This is a genomic window from Amycolatopsis kentuckyensis, assembly GCF_002155975.1.
GTDB classification, from domain to species: domain Bacteria; phylum Actinomycetota; class Actinomycetes; order Mycobacteriales; family Pseudonocardiaceae; genus Amycolatopsis; species Amycolatopsis kentuckyensis.
Window position 1 is genome coordinate 1 of sequence record NZ_MUMI01000093.1, and the last position, 20,867, is coordinate 20,867.

The following is a 20,867-nucleotide window of genomic DNA, read 5'->3' on the forward strand; positions in this document are numbered from 1 at the left end:
TCGTCGATGTCGGTCGACGCCGAAGCGAAGCCGAACTTGCGCCGCGCGTTCGCGCCCGACAGTGCCGACGTCGTCGCGACGTGCTTGAGCTGCACATCCGGGCGCTCCACCAGGTGCGGCAGCAGCATCGACGACGCGTAGTTGCCCGCCCCGATGAAGCCCAGGCGCACCGGCTGCCCCGCCGGCAGCGCAGCGGCAGGCGAAGCCGCCGTCACCCCGATCCGCGCGGACGTGACCACGGGCTCCGTCCGGGCGACCGCGTCCGGGTAGCGGAACAGCACCGCCACGGCCTTCAACGCACCCTCGTTCAGCGACTGGTACGTCGAGACGGCGTCGGAGAAGTCCGAGACGTGCGTGATCAGCGGCTCGACGTCCAGCCGGTCGCGCGCGATCAGGTCCAGCACGCACTCGAGGTTGCGGCGCTCGGTCCAGCGGACCTGGCCGATCGGGTAGTCACGCCCCTCCAGCTCGTACGACGGGTCGTAGCGGCCTGGCCCGTAGGACCGCGAGAACCGGACGTCCAGTTCCTTCTCGTAGTAGGCGTTCCACGGCAGGTCGAGCTTGCACTTGCCGATGTCGATCACGCGGCCGCGGTCGCGCGACAGCTTCGCGGCCAGCTCCACCGGGTCGTTCGTGTTGCCGCCCGCGGCCAGGTACGTCTGGTCGACGCCCGCGCCGTGCGTCAGCTCGTCCACGGCCGTGTCCACGATGCCCGACGCCGGGTGCGCGCAGGTCAGCGCGCCGAGGCTCTCGGCGAGCTTGCAGCGCTCCGGGTCCGGGTCCACGCCGACGACGCGCACGCCGGACGACGTCAGCAGCTGCACGACCAGCTGGCCGATCAGGCCGAGGCCGATGACCAGGGCGACGTCGCCGATCTGCGGCTCGCCGCGGCGGACGCCCTGCATGGCGATCGAGCCGACGGTGCCGAACGCCGCGTGGCGCGGGTCGACGCCGGCGGGCACCGGCGAGTAGAGGTTCTTGGGCACCCAGTTCAGCTCGGCGTGCAGCGCGTGCTCGTTGCCCGCGCACGCCACCAGGTCGCCCACCGCCACGTCGGTGATGCCGTCGCCGACCTGCTCGACGATGCCGCACAGCGAGTAGCCCAGCGGGGTGTAGGAGTCCAGTTTGGACGTCACCTTGCGGTAGGTCGCCGAAAGGCCGTTGGTGGCCACGCTCTGCATGACCTTCGCGACCTGGTCGGGCCGGGCCTTCGCCTTGCCCACCAGGGACATGCTGGCCTCGGACACCTTCATCATCTCGGTGCCGGTCGAGATCAGCGAGTACACCGTCCGCACCAGCACACCGCCGGCCTTGCAGGCCGGCTCGGGGACCTCGAGGAGCGCCAGTTCCCCGCTCTTGTAGTTCTGGACTACCTGCTTCACTTCGCTCCCGCTCCAGACATCGCGTTCCGGTACCAATACTCGAGGGTCAAGACGTGCCAGAGGTGCTTGCCGCGGTCCTCCTGGCCGGCCGCGTCCTCGGCGACCATGCGCTGCAACGCCTCGCGCTGCAGGAAGCCCGACTGGACGAGCACGCCTTCGTTGACGACTTCGCGCACCAGCGGCGCCAGGTCACGGCTCATCCAGGCCCGCAGCGGCGCGCTGAACAGGCCCTTCGGCCGGTGCACGATCTCGCTCGGCAGGATGTTCAGCGCCGCGTTCTTCAGCGCCACCTTCCCGGCGCGGCCGACGATCTTCTTGTTGCCCGGGATCTTGAACGCCGCCCGCACGACCTCGACGTCGACGAACGGCGTCCGCACCTCGGTGGACGCCGCCATCGTCGAACGGTCGGTGTAGGTCAGGTTCAGCCCCGGCAGGAACATCCGCGAGTCGGCCAGGCACATCCGGTTGACGAAGTCGTCCAACGCCTGGTCGTCGTAGGTGTCGGCGTGCTCGGTCAGGACGTCGTCGACCAGCGGGGCGAAGTCCGGGTTCAGCAGCGAAACCAGCTCCGCGCGGTCGTACATCGTGTAGCTGCGCCGGAACGCCGTCTCCTCGGGCAGGCCCGCGAAGGACAGGAACCGCTTGGCGAACCGCACCGACCGGTACCCGCGCTTGGCCGACGCCACCGGCAACCGGTCCACAATGGACTCCACCGGCCGCCGGACCGCACTCGGCACCTTGTGGTAGCGCAGCGCGATCAGGTTCGCGAGGTGCTTGCGGTAGCCGGCGAACAGCTCGTCGGCGCCCATCCCGGACAGCATCACCTTGACGCCGGCCTCGCGCGCGGCGGAGCAGATCAGGAACGAGTTGATCGCCGCCGGGTCGCCGATCGGCTCGTCGAGGTGGTAGGTCATCTTCGGCAGCAGGTCGAGCACCTGCGGCGCGATCTCGATCTCGTGCAGGTCGACGCCGAACTGCCCGGCCACGATCCGCGCGTAGCGAAGGTCGTCCGGCATGGCCTCGAACTTCGCGTCCTCGGCCCGGAACCCGATGGTGTAGGCCGAGATCCCCGGCTGCGACCGCGCGGCCAGCGCCGTCAGGTAGCTGGAGTCGAGCCCGCCCGAAAGGAAGGTCGCCACCGGGACGTCGGAGAGCAGGTGCTTGGCCGTCGACTCGGCGATCACCTCGTGCAGGTCGACCTCGCCGTCGAAGGCCGCGCCCTCCTCGGCGACCTCGCGCAGCGACCAGAACCGGCCGCGGTCGACCTGGCCGTCCGGGCGGCAGCGCAGCCACGTACCCGGCTGCAGCTTCTCCGCGCCCTGGTAGGCGCAGCGGCTGTCCGGCACCCAGTAGTAGAGCAGCGACGCGATCAGGGCGGCGTTGTCGACCTGCAGCGACCCGCCGAGCTCACCCGCGAGGGCCTTGAGCTCCGAGGCGAAGGCGACCCCGCCGTTCCGCTGGACGAAGAACAGCGGCTTGATGCCCAGCTGGTCGCGCACCAGGAACAGCTCGCCGGTGCCCTCCTCGAACAGCGCGAAGGCGAACATCCCGCGCAGCTTGGGCAGGCAGTCCGTGCCCCAGCGCCGCCAGGCCTGCAGCAGCACCTCGGTGTCGGACGTCCCGCGGAAGCGCACGCCGGCCGCGGAAAGCTCGGCCCGCAGCTCGGGCGCGTTGTAGAGCTCGCCGTTGTAGCTCAGCGCGAGGCCGTCGAGGACCATCGGCTGGGCGCCGGTCTCGGACAGGTCGATGATCGAGAGCCGCCGGTGTCCCAAGTGGACTTGACCGGGGCCGGCCCGGTGCTCGTAGCGGCCGGAGCCGTCCGGGCCGCGGTGGGCCAGCGTCTTGGTCAGCCGGTCGGTGAGCGGCCCGCCGTCCGGCCAGAGGTAGGTGCCTGCGATGCCGCACATCTCGGGTGCGTTCCCCTCTTCGGTCGCGGCGCGGGTGGGTCAGGAGACCTCCGCGCTCTTTTCTGGCTCGAGTCCGGCATTGAGTTCGCCCTTGTGGGCCGGTTCGCCGTGATCGCGCTTGAACGGCGTCGGCCGCTTCGGGGGCTTGACCGGGGCGAATTTCTTCGTCGGCGCGTTCAGGTGGTCCGGGACGCTCACGCTGCCCGGTGGCGGCAGCGGCGAGGCCGGTGGCCGCGGGGTGGCGAGCGCGGGCGGGAGCACCGGCCGGACCGGGCTGAACCGGCGCGTCGGCTGCTCCGTCGTGGCGACGCGCTCGGCGACGCGGGCGACCAGCTCGTCCAGGCGGCCTTCGTCGCGCTCGGCCGGGGCGGGCGCCGCCGCCGGGCGGCCGCGCAGGGCCGTGTGCAGGCCGTCCCAGAGCGTGCCGTCGGACTTGTCGCGCGGGTCCGGGTCGACCAGCACGACGCCGATGATCGGGATCTCCTGGTCGGCCAGCTGCCGCGCGACGGTGTGCAGCCACAGCGTGTTCGCGTGCCCGGCCTTCACGACCAGCACGGTTTCCTTTCCGAGGTGCTCCAGGTCGGTCCACGCCGTACCCGGCGACACCGTGCCGACGCCGACGCGGCGCTCCTCCGGCTTCCCGGGCGGGTCGCCGGCGCCGACCACGGAGACGTCGCTCTTGGTCTCCTGCGCGAGCTTGCGGACGTCCTCGCCCGGCAGGTCGTCGACGACGCTCGCGGCACCGTCGGCGGCCAGCTCCGCGGCGATGTCCAGGCCGAGCGCGGCAGCGACCTTCGGCGCGCCGAGCTCCAGCAGCGACACCTCGCGCGGGTCCTTCTTGATGAGCCTGGCCAGTGTCGTGGCGACGCGCTTGCGTTCGGAGACCGCGCGCGAGCGCCGCCACAGCCGGGCCGGCCCGCGCAGCTTCGACGGCAGCTGCGCGATCACGGACGCGCCGAGGTGCGTCGAGATCTCGCGGCGCAGCACCGGCCGGTCTCGCGAGACGGCGCCGACCGCGACCAGCGCGAGCCCGAGGGCCAGGCCGAGCGCGAACCCGATGCCGGCGTTGGTCGCGGTGGTCTTGAGGAACGCCTTGGGCAGCGCACGGGCCGCGTCGACGACCTGGGTGCCCGCGGCGACCTGCGGGCTGCCGATGCCGGCCTGCTGGGCGCGCGAGGTGAAGTCCGAGATCTGCGCGGTCAGCGCGGCGCGGCGGCTGTAGAAGCTTTCGAGGGTGGGCTGGCTGGCCTGGCGGCCCTTGCCTTCCTCGTCGACGATCTGCTGCTCGAGCTTGCCCAGCTCGTCCTGGGCGTTCTTCCGCTGGTCGAGGATGGCCTGCGACTGGGCGGCCGCGGCCGCCTGGCTGCGCTTGACGTGGTCGGCGATGAACGTTTCGGCCAGCGCCTGCGCCTTCGCCACGGCCTCTTCGTTGCTCTTGGCCTTGACGGTGATCTGCAGGATGTTGTTGGTCAGCCCGAGGCCCGCGTAGTTCTTCATGAAGTCTTCGGGCGAGTCGGTGCTGCCCACCTTCTTCAGCGCGCCTGCCGCGATCGGGGCGGTCTGCAGCACGGCGACGTCGGTGCGCATCAGCGTGCCGCTGTCGGTCGGCGAGTCGTCCTGGTGGACCACGATCACCTTGGCGACCGCGGTCGGCGGCGCGGGCAGCACGACCGCGAGCGCCGCGCCCGCGATGAGCCCGAGCAGTGCCGTGGCCAGCCAGATCCGCTTGCGGCGGCGGATCGCGATGAACAGCCGCTGGAGGTCGACCAGCGGCGCGGCGGGGGTTTCGGGAGTAGTCGTCACGCCGAACCTGCCAGGGCTTTCTCGGGGGCTTCCGCCGCGGGTCCGGGTTTCTCCGGCGCACTCGGCCGGACGGGGTGGGCGAGGACGGCCCCGACGATCTCCTGGCCACCGTCGGCGCAGGCCTCGGCGAGCCGGACCAGCTGCCACGCGGTGCGCGTGCCGGCACCGAGCACGACCAGCACCCCCGAGCTCGCCGTGGCGTCCGGCACCGTCGGCCGGTCGGGCGAGAACTCGAAGACCCGCAGCGGCACGGACAGCCGGTCGGCCAGCTCGGCGAGCTGGGCGGCGGCCAGGCGGCCGGTCTCGTCGTCCTCGGCCACCAGCAGCAGGATGTCGGCGGGTCCGGTGGCCACCCGGGCCAGCACCCGCCGGTACCGGATGTCGCGGTTCACCTCGTCGGCCGACGTCGCGACCGGCGGCAGCACCCACGGCCGGTCCCCGCCGAGCAGGTGCCGCACCTTGCCGAGGAGGCCGGTGGCCGGGACGCGGTCGCCCTGCGGGGTGGTGACGTCGACACCGGCGAGGATCGGCGCGCCGAGCGCGGACGCGATCTGCGGCTCACCCCGCAGCCGCCGGTCGGTGCGGGCGGTGAACAGGTGGCCGAACACGCCGAAGAGGAAGAACAGCACCGCGCCCCCGGCGACGAACTGCGTCATCGTGGGGGCCGCCGGCGACGTCGGGCGCTGGGACGGCCCGAGCACCACGGTGTTGCCGACGCCGGTCGCGAGGTCGGCCTCGTTCAGGTCGTTGATCGCCTGCTCCAGCGACGTCTTCAGGCCTTCGAGCTGGGTGCGGACCTGGACGCTCTCGACGGTCAGGTCGCCGCCGACGTTCTTGGCCAGGTCGCTGATCCGCTCCGTGGTCAGCTTGACCTGCTGGCGCAGCGACTCGCGCTGCTCCTGGGCCAGCTGCACCGAGGCGTCGGCCGAGTTGCTCGCCAGCTGCCCGGAGTACTTGACGAACTGCTGGGCGACCTGGTCGGCCAGCTGCTGGGCGTGCTCGGCGGTGTCGGCGGAGACGGTGATCGTCACGACGTTGCTCTGCGCCACCGACGCGCTGACCTGCTTCTTCAGGTCGGCGCCGCTGGGGTGCCACGGCAGCATGGCGGCGGCGCGGTCGAGGACGACCGAGGCCGTGGCGATGTCGGCCTGGGTCAGCAGCTCGTCCGCTTGGCGCGGTCCCTGGAGGAGCACGCCCGAGGTCGTCTTGTAGCCGGGCGAGAACAGGATCGACGCCGCGGCGCCGACCAGCGCACCCAAGACGGCGAGGGCGGCCAGCAGCCGCCATCGCCGTTTCAGGACCTGCCCGACCAGGGCCAGGCGCACCGTGTCGTCAGTCAACGGCGGGGTCTCCATTCCTGAGCCGGGTACGCCGAACGGGTTCAGTTGATCGGCCGGTTACCCCAACCGTCGCAAGACCGAGAGCATTGGTTACACGTCCGGTGAGTTCTTGACCGAACGGCGATCAGGACTTCACAGCGTGCTCATACGCGGCGAGCAGAGACTTCGCGGAGTTCTCCCAGGAGAGCGGACCCGCCACCCTGGCCTGGCCGAGCTTACCCATCCGGGCCCGCTCTTCGGGGTCGTCGAGCAACTGGGCGACGAGCTTCGCGAACGCCGACTCGTCGTTCGCCGGGGCGTAGACGGCCGCGTCGCCGGCGGAGACCCGCGCCTCCCGCAGCTCGAACGAGACGATCGGCTTGCTCATCGCCATGTACTCCATGACCTTGTTCATCGTGGAGACGTCGTTGAGCGGGTTCAGTGGGTCCGGCGACAGGCAGACGTCGGCCGTCGACAGGTAGCGGACCAGGTCCTCGTCGGAGATCCGGCCGGTGAACTCGACCTGGTTGGCCAGCCCGAGCTTCGCCGAGAGCGCCACCATGTCATCGAACGCGTCGCCGGAGCCGACGAACACGGCGTGCCAGTCGGTGCGGCCGACCTCGTCGCGCAGCTTCGCGAGCGCGCGCAGGGCGTAGTCGACGCCGTCCTGCGGGCCCATCACGCCGAGGTAGGCCAGCATGAAGGGCTTGCCCTTCTTCAGCTCGGGCTCGGCCGGCACCTCGTGGAACCGCTCGACGACCGGGGCGCTGCGCACCACGAAGACGTCCTCGGGCTTCTTGCCGCCGCGGATCCGGGCGACCTGCTTGTAGCTCTCGTTCGTCGAGATCACGACGTCGGCGGCGCGGTAGGTGGCGCGTTCGAGCGCGCAGACCCCGCGGTAGAGCAGGTCCTGCCCGCGGTCGAAGCGCGAGAGGTACAGCTCGGGGCACAGGTCGTGCTGGTCGAAGATGAACCGCGCGCCCTGGCGCTTCAGCACCTTCGCGACCAGGTACAGCAGGTCCGGCGGGTTGCAGGCGTGCACGACGTCGACCGGCCCGACCTTCCGGGCCAGCCGCAGCGTGTGCCACAACGCGGTGCCGTACTCCTGCAGGTAGCCGGCGGGGCCGCCGGTCGCCGCCTTGAGCGGGTAGCGGTGGATGTGGACGCCGTCGACGACGGCTTCGGCCTCGGTGTCGCGTTTCGTGCCCTGCGGGCAGATCACGTGGACTTCCCACCCGGCGTCGCGCAGGGTGGTGGATTCCTGCCAGACCCGCCGGTCGAAGGGGACGGAGAGGTTTTCGACGAGGATGAGCGCTTTACCAGGCAAGGCCGGCATATCCCTCTTCAAGGCGACGCTCGGCGGCGTCGGGCAGGCGGACGAGGTCGACGATCGCCCGGCCGTGCGGCAGGGCCGCCAGCACGTCCGGGTCTTTGGTGCCCACGAGCAGGACGTCGGCGTGGTTCACGACTTCTTCGACGGACCCGGCGAGCAGCTGGCCGAGGTGCGGCAGCCGGCCCTCGATGTACTCGCGGTTGGCCCCCATCAGCCGCGAGAGGCTGACGTTGGCGTCGTAGATCTTCAGGTCGTAGCCCTTGCCGAGCAGCTTCTCGGCCAGCTCGACCAGCGGCGACTCGCGCAGGTCGTCGGTGCCCGGCTTGAACGACAGCCCGAACAGCCCGACCTTCCGCTTGCCGGTGCGCGCGACGAGGTCGAAGGCGCGCTGCAGGTGTTCGTCGTTCGACGCGAGCACGTGCGACAGGATCGGCACGCTGACGTCGGCGCGGTGCGCGGCGTAGACGAGCCCGCGCAGGTCCTTCGGCAGGCACGAGCCGCCGAAGGCGAACCCGGGCTTGAGGTAGGCGGGGCTGATGTTGAGCTTGGTGTCGGCGAGGAAGACGTCGATCACCTGGTGCGAGTCGAGACCCAGCGCGCGGCAGATCGAGCCGAGCTCGTTCGCGAACCCGATCTTCAGGCCGTGGAAGGAGTTGTCGGCGTACTTCGTCATTTCCGCGACCGGGATCGGCACGCGGAACACCGGGCCGGGCAGCCCCTCGTACAGCCCGGCGACGGCGTCCCCGCTCGCGGTGTCGATTTCGCCGATGACGGTCTTCGGCGGGTCGAAGAAGTCGCGGACGCTGGTGCCTTCGCGCAGGAACTCGGGGTTCACCGCGACGCCGAAGTCGACCCCGGCGGTGCGGCCCGAGGCCTTCTCCAGGATCGGGACCAGCAGGTCGAGGCAGGTGCCGGGCAGCATGGTGCTGCGGAAGACGACGGTGTGCCGCTCGCTCTTGTTCGCGAGCGCTTCCCCGATTTCCTCGGCCACGCGCTCGAGGTAGACGGTCGAGAGGCTGCCGTTCGGCGCCGACGGCGTCCCCACGCAGACCAGTGAGATCTCACTGTCGGCGACGGCTTCCGCGACATCGGTGGTGGCTCTCAGCGCGCCGCTCGCGACCACCTCCGCGGTCAGCTCGCCGATCCGCTCCTCGACCACCGGGGCGTTGCCCTGCGTGATGAGGTCGATCTTCACCGGGTTGACGTCCACGCCGACCACCCGGTGCCCTTGCCCCGCCAGGCACGCGGCGGAGACACAACCGACGTAACCGAGCCCGAAGACACTGATCTTCACGCCAAAACCTCCGCTATTCCGCGCGACCCTCAAGTTGGTCGGCGGGCGCCCCTGGATCGTTACCGCGGGCGTGGCGAACGGGGGACAGCGTGAGACTGCGGTGAGACGCAAGGGATCCGAGTGAGAATTGCGTCTCGATCCGGCGGCGAACGGTGGCCGAAGACCACGGTTCGCCGCCGGGTCGTGAATAGGTGTCAGTTGTTGTTCACGAACGTGGTGGCGAGGCTTTGGCCCTTGCTCACCGCGTTGGCGTGGTTTTCGATCGGCGAGACGGTCGAGTTCTTGAAGCAGATGTACGTGACGCCGGAGTCGGTGCCGCCGTTGGACGGGTCGGGGTTGATGCCGAGGTCCTTCGCCGTGGCGTAGGAGGCCTCACCAATGATCTGCGACGGCCCGGTGTCGCCGATGACCGTGTACTCGACCTTGCCGTTGTAGATCACGGCGCAGGAGCCGCCACCCTTGAGGCCGGAGGAGGAGTACTTCCAGATGCTGCTGGAGCTCGGCACGACGATGTAGGGCAGCTTCGCAGCGTTGAGCGGCTTGCCGTCGGACTGGTGGAACGCCGTGTCGTCCTGGAAGCAGCAGTCGGTGTTCTCGTTGCACTGCGTGGTGCGCTGGCCGTCGCAGTCGATGTCCATGTCGGCTTTCCAGAAGACCGCCCCGTTGGCGTCGCAGACGGCGACGGTTTTGCTCGAGACGTCTTCGTCGGTCTTGTACTTGCCGTTCGAGATCTGCTTGCAGCCGGTGGTCTTGGCGAGCAGCTGAGCGGCGGTGGGGGCGGCTGCCACGGTGGCCGGCGCCGCGGCCGGGGCGGGCGCCGCCGACGCGAGGGCCGACGGCATCACGGCCGCCGCCAGCGCGAGCGTCGCGAGCAGGATCAGTTTCCGCATTCCTGGTGCTCCCTTAGTTAGGAAACTTTCCTTTCGGCGGCGGGGCACCAGGATGCACCGCGGAGGCGGCGGCGTTCAAGACCCGCGGGTGCGGGAATTTCCCATCAGGTGGCCGAAGTTGACGAAAAGGCTGCTCATCGGTCCGGGTGCGCGGAAGGCGGTGTCCCGCTCGCCGGGACGAGGAGCCGGGGGCTTCCGGGGAGCGCGGCGGTTACCGGGCAGCCCGCCGGAAGAGGCGGTTCGCCCAGTGCGCCGCCCGGCGCCGCGAGCCGGCGAACAGGCCGTCGAGCCAATCCCCGTCGAGGTCGTGCGGGAGCTCGGTGCGGGCCTGCAGCCAGCCGTCGCGGCGGGCCGCGCCGCCGTCGCTCGAATACACCCGGGTGGCACCCGCCTGCCGCAGCCGCGCGAGCACGCGCCGGTCGTACGCGCCGAACGGCAGCGAGTACCGCCGCACCGGCCGGCCGCACAGGTCGCCGAGCAGTTTCGGCGCGTCCTTCAGCTCGCGGTCGGCGTGCCGGTCGTCGAGCCGCCGCCAGTCGCGCGGTTCCCAGCCGTGCGAGCCGATCTCCATGCCGGCGCGCACGAGTTCGCGCAGCCCGTCGCGGTCGAGGTAGCCGCGCTGCCCGAGCCGGCCGGCGAGCGGGAAGAACTCCGCCGTCAGCCCGCGGTCGGCCAGCCGCGGCAGCACGATCTCGACGTCGGATTCGTTGCCGTCGTCGAAGGTGAGCCGGACGTCTTCGCGGTCCGCGGCGACGTCGAGCACGCGCTCGAACTGCTCGAGGGTCAGCCAGCGCTCGTCTTCACCGGGGTCGAGCTGGCGCGCCGGCCGGCCCACCCCGTGCACGGCGAGGATCACCGTCACCACTCCCACCGCCTGCCACCGCGAGTAGTCGATTTGTTACTTCGATTAATCGCAATGGCAAACGGGTGAGTTACACATTTCGGCCGTGATTCAGCCTTTGCGGATCTCCAGCGTGCAGCACTTCGGGCCGCCGCCGGCTTTTCGCAGCTCAGAGATGTCGACGTACACGGGCTCGTACCCCCGCGCCGCGAGAAGTTCACCCAATCGGGTGGCCTCGACGGGCAGGACGACGTTGCGGCCGTCGGACACGCCGTTCAGGCCGAAGCACTCGGCGTCTTCCCGGGTCGCGAGGACCGCGTCCGGGAAAACCCGCTCCAGCACGCGGCGCGAGCCGGCGGAGAAGGCCTCGGGGTAGTAGACGATCTGCGCGCGGGTCGTGTCCGTCGCCTCGGCGAGCACGAACAGCGCGGTGTCGAGGTGGTAGTAGCGCGGGTCGACCAGCTGCAGCGAGACGACCGGGACGCCGAGGACCTCCTGCGCCTCGGCGTGCGCGGCCGGGTCGGTGCGGAAGCCGGTGCCGGCCAGCAGCAGGGAGCCGGTCCAGGCGAAGTCGCCTTCGGCTTCGTTGATCTTCTCCGGCATGGTGATGTCGCGGTAGCCGTGCTCGACGAACCAGCGGCGGAAGTGCTCGGCCTCGGCGGCGCGCTGCGGGGCGCGGAACCGCGAGCCGAGCACGCGGCCGTCGACGACGGTGCCGGAGTTGGCGGCGAAGACCATGTCGGGCAGGCCGGGCTGGGGCTCGATCTCCTCGACGGTGTGGCCGAGGCGGCGATAGGTGTCGCGCAGCTCGGTCCACTGCGCGACGGCGACGTCGGCGCTGACCGGCTGGGTCGGGTCCATCCAGGGGTTGATCACGTAGTCCACCGCGAAGTGACGCGGGGGACACATCAGGTATCGACGGGTGGTCGGTACGCGCATCGCCTGCATGGTTGCAGGGTAAGGGGCGCCTAATATCGCAATCAATCGCTGTTCGCTGCGCGTATCTGTGCTAAATGTTGCGTGTGAACACCATCGACCAGCGAATCGTTTCGTGTCTCGTGGCGAACGCGCGATCAAGCTACGCGGAGATCGGCAAGGTGGTCGGCCTGTCGGCGCCGGCGGTGAAGAGGCGGGTCGACCGGCTCCTCGAAACGGGCATCCTGCGGGGCTTCACGGCGGTGGTCGACCCGGAGGCGCTGGGCTGGGGAACGGAGGCGTTCGTCGAGGTCACGTGCCAGGGCAACATCACACCGGCCCGCATCCGGGCTCGCCTCGAACCGCTGCCGGAGGTGGTGGCGGCGTACACGGTATCGGGCGCGGCGGACGCAATCGTCCACCTGAGGGCGGCGGACATCCACCACCTGGAGACGGCATTGGAGCGCCTGCGGGGCTTGGAGATCGTGGACCGGACGGTGTCGACGGTGGTGCTCTCGCGGCTGCTGGAGCGGCCGCCCACTCCGGAGCAGTGAGGCCTCCGGCCAGCGGCGAAGCCCCGAGCTGCTCGGCGACCGGCAGCACCCCCGAGCTACTCCCCCACCGGCGACCGAGCAGCGCCCGAGTTGCTCACCCACCACGCCCCTCTGCGCGTGATGCGGGACGCCCGGACCTACTCGACGAACGCACCCCCGGCGCGCGGCACGGAGATTCCGCACATGCCCGGCTCCCCCGGGCGACGGTGCTCTCCGACCGGATCGCCGGGCCGAGCACGACCACCGAGCCCGGCGATCCGGTCGAGGTCGTCGCAGGCCTCGAGCGCCGGACCCGCGACCTCAGCCGCCCAGTGCTCGCAGGACCGCCGGGGCCTCGTCCGGGTGCAGCCGCAGCTCCGTCCGGCCGCCCGCTCCGTGGAACGTCACCGCCTGCCGATCGACCGCCTGCATCGTCAGCTCCCCCGGCTGGAACTCCACCGGCTCCGAGCGCAATGACCGCCACCGCACCGGCCCGTCCCCGACCACCAGCCAGCCGCGCCGCTCGCGTCCGGACGTCAGCTCCTCGGAACGCAGGACGCACGGGTACTCCACGCGCTCCCCCCGAGCCGACGCCGCGGCCCGGGCCCGGCGGCGGCGTCCGCCGAACAGCTCGACCGTGTCGATCGTCGTCAGCAGGTTCCCCGCCAGCACGACGATCCCCTTGACCAGCACCCCGACCAGTTCCCCCATGCCCCCAGTAATACCGGACCGTGCCACGCTGAGCCCATGACCGACCGCATCGTCAGCGAGCACTCCGGCGGCGTCGCCCTGCTGACCGTCGACGCTCCCGGCAGCCGGAACGCGCTGACCCTCGACCTCTCCGCTCAGCTCGCCGCCGCCGTCGCGGCCGCGGAACAGGACGAGTCCGTGCACGCCGTCGTCGTCACCGGCACGCCGCCCGCCTTCTGCGCCGGTGCCGACCTGTCCACCCTCAAACAGGCCGACGAGCCCGGCCTGCGTGCCATCTACGAAGGCTTCCTCGCCGTCGCGCGGTGCGAGCTGCCGACCATTGCCGCCGTCGGGGGCGCCGCCGTCGGGGCCGGGCTGAACCTCGCCCTCGCCGCGGACGTCCGGCTGGCCGGGCCGCGGGCGAAGTTCGTCGCCCGGTTCCTCGAACTCGGGCTGCACCCCGGCGGCGGGATGACCTGGATGACGCAGCGGCTCGCCGGCCCGCAGCAGGCCGCCGCCATGACGTTGTTCGGGCAGCCGCTCGACGCCGAAGCCGCCGTGCGGGCCGGGCTGGCGCTGCGCGTCGTCGACGGCGGCCATGACGAACTGCTGACCGCCGCGCGTGAGCTCGCTCACCCCGCCGTGGCCGCGCCGCGCGAAGCACTGATCGCCACCAAGCGCAGTCTGCGTGCCACCGCGCGCCTGGCCGACCACAGTGACGCGGTCGACGTCGAGATCCGGCCGCAGCTGGCCTCGCTGGCGTCACCGGAGTTCGCCGAACGGCTTTCCCTGATGCGGGACCGGATCCGTTCTCGGCCGTGACTGGATCGGACGGCCCTACCCTGCGGGAGACACGCGTCACAACGCGGCACAGCGGCTACCCGTTACCATCAGTTACAGGTATCTGACGGACCTGCGAAGGGGACATTGAAGAGCATCGATGAGGTCGCCCAACACCCGGGACACTACCAACATCGGTGTTGAGGGCGAGCTAACCTCGGGAGTAGACCTGTGAACGCAGCCGCGGCACCGGCAGGCGAACGGAAGCCGTACCGTCGGGAGAGAGGGAATCCCTGACCCATGAGCACGAGTGCGAACGGCAACGGCGCTGGTCACGGCTCGCTCGCCGCAACCAGGCCCACCGAGGTCAGCAAGCTGGACCGGGTGGTCATCCGGTTCGCGGGCGACTCCGGTGACGGCATGCAGCTGACCGGCGACCGCTTCACGTCCGAGGCCGCCGCGTTCGGCAACGACCTGTCGACGATGCCGAACTTCCCCGCCGAGATCCGCGCGCCACAGGGCACCATCCCCGGCGTCTCCAGCTTCCAGGTGCACTTCGCCGACTACGACATCCTCACCCCCGGCGACCGGCCGGACGTGCTGGTGGCGATGAACCCGGCCGCGCTGAAGGCGAACCTCGCCGACGTCCCGCACGGCGGCACGATCATCCTCAACACCGACGAGTTCATCAAGCGCAACCTGACCAAGGTCGGCTACGCGACGGACCCGCTGGACGACGACACGCTCGCGCCGTACCAGGTGCACCGGGTCGCCATGTCGACCCTGACCCAGGGCGCGCTCGCCGACACCGGCCTCGGCAAGAAGGACGCCGAGCGCTGCAAGAACATGTTCGCGCTCGGCCTGCTGTCGTGGATGTACCACCGGCCGACCGAGGGCACCGAGCGGTTCCTGCGCGAGAAGTTCGCGAAGAAGCCGGACATCGCCGAGGCGAACATCCTGGCCTTCCGCGCGGGCTGGAACTACGGCGAGACCACCGAGTCGTTCGCGACGACGTTCCAGGTCGCCCCGGCGAAGCTGAAGCAGGGCACCTACCGGCAGATCACCGGCAACACCGCGCTGGCCTACGGGATCGTGGCCGCCGGGCAGCGCTCCGGCCTGCAGATCCTGCTCGGCACGTACCCGATCACCCCGGCGTCGGACATCCTCCACGAGCTGTCCAAGCACAAGAACTTCGGCATCATCACCTTCCAGGCCGAGGACGAGATCGCCGGCATCGGCGCCGCGCTGGGCGCGTCCTACGGCGGCGCGCTCGGCGTCACCTCGACGTCCGGGCCCGGTGTCGCGCTGAAGTCCGAAGCCGTCGGCCTCGGCGTGATGGTGGAGCTGCCGCTGGTCGTCATCGACGTCCAGCGCGGCGGCCCGTCCACCGGCCTGCCGACCAAGACCGAGCAGGCCGACCTGCTGCAGGCGATGTTCGGCCGCAACGGCGAGTCGCCGGTCCCGATCATCGCGCCGCTGTCACCGGCGGACTGCTTCGACGCGGCCGTCGAGGCGACCCGGATCGCGCTGAAGTACCGCACGCCGGTGCTGCTGCTGTCGGACGGCGCGATCGCGAACGGCTCCGAGCCGTGGCTGATCCCGGACGTCGAGACGCTGCCCGACCTGAGCGTCGAGTTCGCGTCCGAGCCCAACGCCGACAACGACAGCGGCGAATTCTGGCCGTACGTCCGCGACCCGGAGACCCTCGCCCGGGCCTGGGCGATCCCCGGCACGCCGGGCCTGCAGCACCGCATCGGCGGGCTGGAGAAGGCCGACAAGACCGGCCACATCTCCTACGACCCGGCCAACCACGACAAGATGGTCCGGCTGCGGCAGGCGAAGGTCGACGGCATCGACGTCCCCGACCTCGTGGTCGACGACCCGAGCGGCGGCAAGGCCCGCGTGCTCGCGCTCGGCTGGGGCAGCTCGTTCGGCCCGATCGGCGCGGCCTGCCGTCGCGTGCGCAAGCTCGGCCTGCCGATCGCGCAGGCGCACCTGCGGCACCTCAACCCGCTGCCGGCCAACCTCGGCGACATCCTGCGCAGCTACGACAAGGTCGTGGTGCCGGAGATGAACCTGGGCCAGCTGTCGCTGCTGCTGCGGGCGAAGTACCTGGTGGACGTCCACTCGCACACCAAGGTCGCCGGCATGGCGTTCAAGGCCGAAGAGCTGCAGAACCTGTTCTCGGAGATCATCACCGGCGTTACTACGGAGGCGGCACGATGACCGCGATCGATATCGGGCTCCCGACCATCGGTGGCCTGGACCTTGTGCCCACCACCGACGAACCGCAGAAGGCCAAGGACTACAAGTCCGACCAGGAAGTCCGCTGGTGTCCCGGCTGCGGCGACTACGTCGTCCTCAACGCGGTCCAGTCGTTCCTGCCGACGCTCGGCCTCAAGCGCGAGAACATCGTCTTCATCTCGGGTATCGGCTGCTCGTCGCGCTTCCCGTACTACCTGAACACCTACGGCATGCACTCGATCCACGGCCGCGCGCCGTCGATCGCGACCGGGCTCGCGACGACGCGCCCGGACCTGTCGGTGTGGGTCGTCACCGGTGACGGCGACGCGCTGTCCATCGGCGGCAACCACCTGATCCACGCGTTGCGGCGCAACGTGAACATCAAGATCCTGCTGTTCAACAACCGGATCTACGGGCTGACCAAGGGCCAGTACTCCCCGACGTCCGGGCAGGGCATGGTCACGAAGTCGACGCCGATGGGCTCGGTGGACACACCGTTCAACCCGCTGTCGCTGGCGATCGGCGCGGAGGCGTCGTTCGTGGGCCGGGCGATGGACTCCGACCGCAAGGGCCTGACCGAGGTCCTCCAGGCGGCGGCGCAGCACCGCGGGTCGGCGCTGGTCGAGATCTACCAGAACTGCCCGATCTTCAACGACGGCGCGTTCGACGTCCTCAAGGACGCCGACGAGGCCGCCGCCCGGCTGATCCCGCTGCGCGCGGGCGAGCCGATCCGCTTCGGCCCGAACCAGGAGTTCGGCGTCAAGCGCGGCGACTGGGGCGGCCTGGACGTCGCCAAGGTCGCCGACATCGGCGAGGACGACATCGTCGTGCACGACCCGTCGATCGTGGACACGTCGTACGCGTTCGCGCTCTCGCGCCTGGGCGACCAGAACCTCAACCACGTCCCCACGGGCATCCTCCGCCAGGTCGAGCGCCCGACCTACGACGACGGCGCCCGCGCCCAGGTCGAGGCGGCCCGCGCGGCCCGCAAGCCGGACCTGCAGGGTCTGCTGCGCGGCAAGGACACCTGGACGGTCGCGTAACCCGCTGCTTCCCCGAAGGCCGCCATGCCCGGGCATGGCGGCCTTCGGCATTTCCGGGGTTGCCCTCGTTGGGACAAGTGTCCTAAGTTTTAGGCCATGCGACCTGAATCACCTTTCGTGTTCTTCGACGTCCGTACCACCGACCCCGCGGGCAGCAAGCGGTTCTTCGCCGAGTTGCTGGGCTGGGAGGCCGACAACACGCTGCTGACGACCGGCGGCGCACCCTGGGCAGGCCTCACCGAGCTGGCACCCGGCGACGACCGGGCGCCGCAGTGGCTGCCCTACGCGCCGGTGTCCGATGTGGACGCCGCCGCGGCGAAAGCCCTGGAGCTGGGCGGAACCCTGGTGCGCGAGCGCACCGAGCTGCCGTTCGGTTCGCTGGTGGTGGTCACCGATCCCGGCGGCGCGGCCCTCGTGCTGTTCCAGGCCGGGCCGAAGCTCAGCTGAGCGGCCGGAACCCGACGCGCTCGGCGTCCTCGGCCGTCCGGAACCAGACCTCGGCGACCATCTTCGGGAACTGCGCCGATTCCTCGGTGCAGTACCGCAAAGCCGTGACGCTGGCCTTCACCGCGAAGCTGTCGCTGGGTGCCCCGCCGCCCGGGCGCGGCATCGCCGAACCGGGGCCGAACGGGCCCGGCGGGACCGAGTCGCCCGCCGCCTGACGGGCCGGGGGCGGCTCCGGCGCCACGACACCGGCGGCGGCCGCCGCCTGGTTCGGCTGGACCGACGGCTCGAACAGCGAGCCGCTGTGCGCCCCGGACAGGTCCGGTTCACGGCGCTCGACCGTGCGCATCGACGGCTGGATCGGCTGCGGCGCGTCGAACCCGCCGCGCACCGCGTCCCGAGGCTGCCGCTTCGGCAGCACCTGCGTCGCTTCGGCGGGGGTCTCCGGGGGCACGTCCAGCTCGCTTTCGGTGATGTCACCGCCGAACGCGTACTGCGGCGGCTCGTCCTCTTCCGGCTCGTCCTGGCGCACCGAACCCGGGTGCTCGGTGATGAAGCGGGTGCGCTCCACCGGCTCTTCGAACGCCGACCGCTCGGACGGCTGCTCGTGGTCGAACCAGTCCGGCGTCGGCGCCTCGCCGGCCGGAGGCTGGAACAGCGAGCCCGCCGGGTCCGGGTCGAGCTTGTGCTCGAGCCGCGACAACGCCGGCGACTCGGGCTCCGGCTCGTCGTCGAACGAATCCCCGACCGGGGCCAGGTACTGCGTCGCGGTGGCGCGCTCCGGCTCGTCGTCCGGCGTCAGGAACTGGGAGGCCGCGCTCCGGTACGGGTCGTCTTCCTCGAGCTCCGGCTCGGGCGCGCGGAGGGGCTCCGGCTCCGGCGGCATCCGCAGCGGCACCTGCGCGTCCAGCTCGGCGAAGTCCTCGTCGATGTCGTCGTGGACGTCGTCGCGGTGGATCGGCGGCGCGGCGACCAGCGTGCCGGGGTAGGAGGTCTCCTGGCGGGACGGCTCCGGCTCGCGCCGCGGCTCCGGCCGGCGGAACGCCTCGGTGCCGCCGCCGACCGCGGCCGCGTTCGCGGGGGTGCGCGCGGCGTCGGCGTGGGCCTGCGCCAGCGAGCTCTCGAGGCGGCGGACGCTCTTGCGGAGCGGCAGCACCAGTACCAGCCAGGTGAGGAGGACCCCGACGAAGAACGCGGCGAGGCTCCACAGCCAGACCTGTCCGAATATGGACATCTTTTCCTGCCCCTGTTAAGTGCTTAGCGCGTGCGCGCGACCAGGTAGTCGGCGACCGACTCGCACGCGTCCCGGGCGGGTGAGGCCGGCAGCGCGGTGAGCTCGGCTCGCGCGCGCTGAGCGTAGTCGGAAAGGGTGACGCGTGCTCGATCGAGTCCGCTACTCACCCGGAGGAGCTCCAGCGCCTCCTGCACGAGCGCGTCGTCGCCGATCGGGCCGGACAGCAGCTCGACCAGCCGCGGGTCGGTGCCCGGGTCGGCCAGCGCGTACAGCATCGGCAGCGTCCGGACGCCTTCGCGCAGGTCGGTGCCCTGCGCCTTGCCGAGCTCGTCGGACGGCGACGCGATGTCGATGATGTCGTCGGAGATCTGGAAGGCGGTGCCGATGATGTCGCCGAACCGGCGCAGCGCCTCGATGTGCTCCTCGGCGGCGCCGGACATCATGCCGCCGAACCGGCCGGAGGTGGCGATGAGCGAGCCGGTCTTCTGCGCGATCACGGTGAGGTAGTGCGCGACGGCGTCGTCATCCGGGCCGGGGCCGACGGTCTCGCGCATCTGGCCGGTGACCAGCTCGCCGAAGGTCTCGGCGATGATCCGCGCGGCGTCGGTGCCGAGGTCGGCGACCAGGCGCGAGGCGTGCGCGAAGAGGAAGTCGCCGGTGAGGATGGCGATGGTGTTGTCCCAGCGGGCGTTGACGCTCTCGGCGCCGCGCCGCATGGTGGCCTCGTCCATGACGTCGTCGTGGTAGAGCGTGGCGAGGTGCACCAGCTCGACCGCGGCGGCGGCGATGATGACGTGGTCGTCCTGCTTCGGGCCGAACTGCGCGGAGAGCAGGGTGAACAGCGGACGGAAGCGTTTGCCACCCGCCTCGACCAGGTGCAACGCGGCGTCGTTGACCGCCTGGACGTCACTGCGGACGACCTCGCGCAGCAGCTTCTCGACCTCGGTCAGCCCGCCGGCGATCGACCGCAGCAGGGTTTCGTCGGCGATCTGCAGCCCGACCGACGCCCGCAGGTCGTCGAGGGCGCCGCCCGGCGCAGCGGGGAGGGATCCCGCCCCGGGGGCTGGGGAAGGCACAGACACGTCGGCTCCGCTCTACTCGTGCACCGGTCGGTTGCCCCTTGAGCGTAGTGGCTCCGCCGCGCGGTCGTTTACCCGCTGTCCTGCGGAAACGGTGATGAACATGACACCGCCCGGGTGGTTGGCGATCCTCGAAAGGGTGATCGGAGTTCCCGGGCGCAACGGACGTCTCCGGCGGGCGGATATTCAGTCGTGGAAGAGCGGCCGACCACGGCCCTCTCCGGCGGCGAGGAGGACACCGGATGCGCAGCACGATCGTCACGGCCTTGGTGGTGACGGGCCTGGCAGCTTCAGGCGCTTCGCCTGCTTCGGCGGCCCCGGAGCCGGGCGTGGCGGACATCGGCGCGGCTTCGTTCACCAAGGCGGGCTCGCAGGTCGAGGTAGCGGCCCAGGGCCACTGTTCGATCGACGGCCCGACGAGCGCAACGGCCCAGGTGATCTCGAAGCCGGGGGTCACTTTCGGCGGCGGAACGTCGTCCTGCACGAAATCTCCGGATTCGACGTCGACGACCTCGTCGGCGACGGGCAAGAACTTCGAGCTGTCGGCCCTGGTGAGCGCGGGCGGGCCCCGGGTGAAGCTGTCGAGTTTCACGGTGACGTGCGTGGGGACGCAGACGCAGACGAACGCGAACTGGACGTACAGCGGCCTGTCGGGGATCCCGAACCCCCCGAGCCCGGTGCCGGTGGGGCACGTGTCCCCGTTGCGGAAACCGGACGGAACGGTCCTGGCGAACGCGGTGTTCAACATCCAGACCCTCCCGGGCGACGGAAGCATCGCCTTGACGATGCTGCGCATCGACTTCCTCCCGCCATCGGGCATCACCGGCTCGGTGACATTGGGGCGCACAAGCTGCACCCCAACCCCGTAGACGTCACGAGGGCCGCGGCTTGGGAGAGCGCCGAGAGGACCGCCGCGGCCCTCGTGACCTCGGCTTTTCCTTCGCGGGAACCTTGGTAGGGTGCGAGGCGTCGGATACGCAGGGTGCTCGGGGTGGAGCACACTGCAAGCTAGGGGAGAGCTGATGACGACTGTTCCGGTGCGGCGCCATGCCTGAGGGACCGATTTACGACCCGGGCGGGGACTGGGAGCTGCCGGGGCCTGATGGGGTTCCGGTTGCCGGGGCTTATGCTGTCTC

General features: G+C 70.8%; 18 protein-coding genes. 6 read left to right on the forward strand and 12 right to left on the reverse strand.

Annotated features, from left to right (window positions below; all coding sequences use genetic code 11):
- From CCN39_RS09910 to ddaH, 9 genes are all read right to left on the reverse strand, one after another.
- On the reverse strand, positions 1 to 1,382 hold a 1,382-nt coding region (locus CCN39_RS09910; protein WP_143263996.1), incomplete at its 3' end, for a zinc-dependent alcohol dehydrogenase.
- Positions 1,379 to 3,289 carry an asparagine synthase (glutamine-hydrolyzing) gene (gene asnB, locus CCN39_RS09915; protein WP_086840578.1) on the reverse strand — a complete coding sequence of 637 codons (1,911 nt, stop codon included), beginning with the start codon at positions 3,287 to 3,289 and terminating at the stop codon, positions 1,379 to 1,381. The genes asnB and CCN39_RS09910, both read right to left, overlap by 4 nt.
- A gap of 39 nt (positions 3,290 to 3,328) precedes the next feature.
- Positions 3,329 to 5,092, reverse strand: a complete 1,764-nt coding sequence (locus CCN39_RS09920; RefSeq protein WP_086840580.1) for a Wzz/FepE/Etk N-terminal domain-containing protein — start codon at positions 5,090 to 5,092, stop codon at positions 3,329 to 3,331.
- Complete coding sequence (locus CCN39_RS09925; RefSeq protein ID WP_167455029.1) at positions 5,089 to 6,447, reverse strand: exopolysaccharide biosynthesis protein; 1,359 nt, start codon at positions 6,445 to 6,447, stop codon at positions 5,089 to 5,091. The genes CCN39_RS09920 and CCN39_RS09925 overlap by 4 nt, the downstream gene beginning before the upstream one ends.
- A 109-nt stretch (positions 6,448 to 6,556) precedes the next feature.
- Complete coding sequence (locus tag CCN39_RS09930) at positions 6,557 to 7,747, reverse strand: glycosyltransferase family 4 protein (RefSeq protein WP_086840582.1); 1,191 nt, start codon at positions 7,745 to 7,747, stop codon at positions 6,557 to 6,559.
- Positions 7,728 to 9,038 carry a nucleotide sugar dehydrogenase gene (locus CCN39_RS09935; protein ID WP_086840584.1) on the reverse strand — a complete coding sequence of 437 codons (1,311 nt, stop codon included), beginning with the start codon at positions 9,036 to 9,038 and terminating at the stop codon, positions 7,728 to 7,730. The genes CCN39_RS09930 and CCN39_RS09935 overlap by 20 nt, the downstream gene beginning before the upstream one ends.
- Positions 9,039 to 9,232: 194 nt before the next feature.
- Complete coding sequence (locus tag CCN39_RS09940; protein WP_086840586.1) at positions 9,233 to 9,928, reverse strand: glycoside hydrolase family 75 protein; 696 nt, start codon at positions 9,926 to 9,928, stop codon at positions 9,233 to 9,235.
- 211 nt (positions 9,929 to 10,139) lie between these two features.
- A complete protein-coding gene (locus CCN39_RS09945) occupies positions 10,140 to 10,799 on the reverse strand; it encodes a polysaccharide deacetylase family protein (protein WP_086840588.1) in 660 nt (219 codons plus the stop codon).
- Between the two features lie 81 nt (positions 10,800 to 10,880).
- Positions 10,881 to 11,717: a dimethylargininase gene (gene ddaH, locus CCN39_RS09950; RefSeq protein WP_086840590.1), complete on the reverse strand. Its 837-nt coding sequence runs from the start codon at positions 11,715 to 11,717 to the stop codon at positions 10,881 to 10,883.
- Between the two features lie 74 nt (positions 11,718 to 11,791).
- Here ddaH and CCN39_RS09955 point away from each other — a divergent pair, with 74 nt between their 5' ends.
- On the forward strand, positions 11,792 to 12,238 hold the full coding sequence (locus CCN39_RS09955) for an Lrp/AsnC family transcriptional regulator (RefSeq protein ID WP_033261465.1): 447 nt from the start codon (positions 11,792 to 11,794) through the stop codon (positions 12,236 to 12,238).
- 300 nt (positions 12,239 to 12,538) lie between these two features.
- Here CCN39_RS09955 and CCN39_RS09960 read toward each other — a convergent pair whose 3' ends face one another.
- Positions 12,539 to 12,928: a hypothetical protein gene (locus CCN39_RS09960; protein ID WP_086840591.1), complete on the reverse strand. Its 390-nt coding sequence runs from the start codon at positions 12,926 to 12,928 to the stop codon at positions 12,539 to 12,541.
- Between the two features lie 36 nt (positions 12,929 to 12,964).
- Between CCN39_RS09960 and CCN39_RS09965 the strand changes: the two genes are divergently transcribed.
- The 4 genes from CCN39_RS09965 (at position 12,965) to CCN39_RS09980 (ending at position 17,421) form a co-directional block, all read left to right on the forward strand.
- On the forward strand, positions 12,965 to 13,729 hold the full coding sequence (locus CCN39_RS09965; RefSeq protein ID WP_086840593.1) for an enoyl-CoA hydratase: 765 nt from the start codon (positions 12,965 to 12,967) through the stop codon (positions 13,727 to 13,729).
- A gap of 258 nt (positions 13,730 to 13,987) precedes the next feature.
- The gene (locus CCN39_RS09970; protein WP_086840595.1) at positions 13,988 to 15,913 is read left to right on the forward strand and encodes a 2-oxoacid:acceptor oxidoreductase subunit alpha; all 1,926 of its coding nucleotides are present in this window, start codon (positions 13,988 to 13,990) and stop codon (positions 15,911 to 15,913) included.
- Positions 15,910 to 16,974 carry a 2-oxoacid:ferredoxin oxidoreductase subunit beta gene (locus CCN39_RS09975; protein WP_086840597.1) on the forward strand — a complete coding sequence of 355 codons (1,065 nt, stop codon included), beginning with the start codon at positions 15,910 to 15,912 and terminating at the stop codon, positions 16,972 to 16,974. The genes CCN39_RS09970 and CCN39_RS09975 overlap by 4 nt, the downstream gene beginning before the upstream one ends.
- A 96-nt stretch (positions 16,975 to 17,070) precedes the next feature.
- The gene (locus tag CCN39_RS09980) at positions 17,071 to 17,421 is read left to right on the forward strand and encodes a VOC family protein (protein ID WP_244210707.1); all 351 of its coding nucleotides are present in this window, start codon (positions 17,071 to 17,073) and stop codon (positions 17,419 to 17,421) included.
- Here CCN39_RS09980 and CCN39_RS09985 read toward each other — a convergent pair.
- Positions 17,414 to 18,652 (reverse strand): sunset domain-containing protein, encoded by a 1,239-nt coding sequence (locus tag CCN39_RS09985; protein ID WP_086840600.1) that lies wholly within the window; start codon positions 18,650 to 18,652, stop codon positions 17,414 to 17,416. The genes CCN39_RS09980 and CCN39_RS09985 overlap by 8 nt on opposite strands.
- A gap of 23 nt (positions 18,653 to 18,675) precedes the next feature.
- Entirely contained in the window at positions 18,676 to 19,728 is a 1,053-nt protein-coding gene (locus tag CCN39_RS09990) for a polyprenyl synthetase family protein (RefSeq protein WP_086840602.1), read from the reverse strand.
- Between the two features lie 245 nt (positions 19,729 to 19,973).
- On the opposite strand from CCN39_RS09990, the gene CCN39_RS50660 reads away from it, so the two are divergent.
- Complete coding sequence (locus CCN39_RS50660; protein WP_167455030.1) at positions 19,974 to 20,600, forward strand: hypothetical protein; 627 nt, start codon at positions 19,974 to 19,976, stop codon at positions 20,598 to 20,600.
- Positions 20,601 to 20,867: the final 267 nt, after the last annotated feature.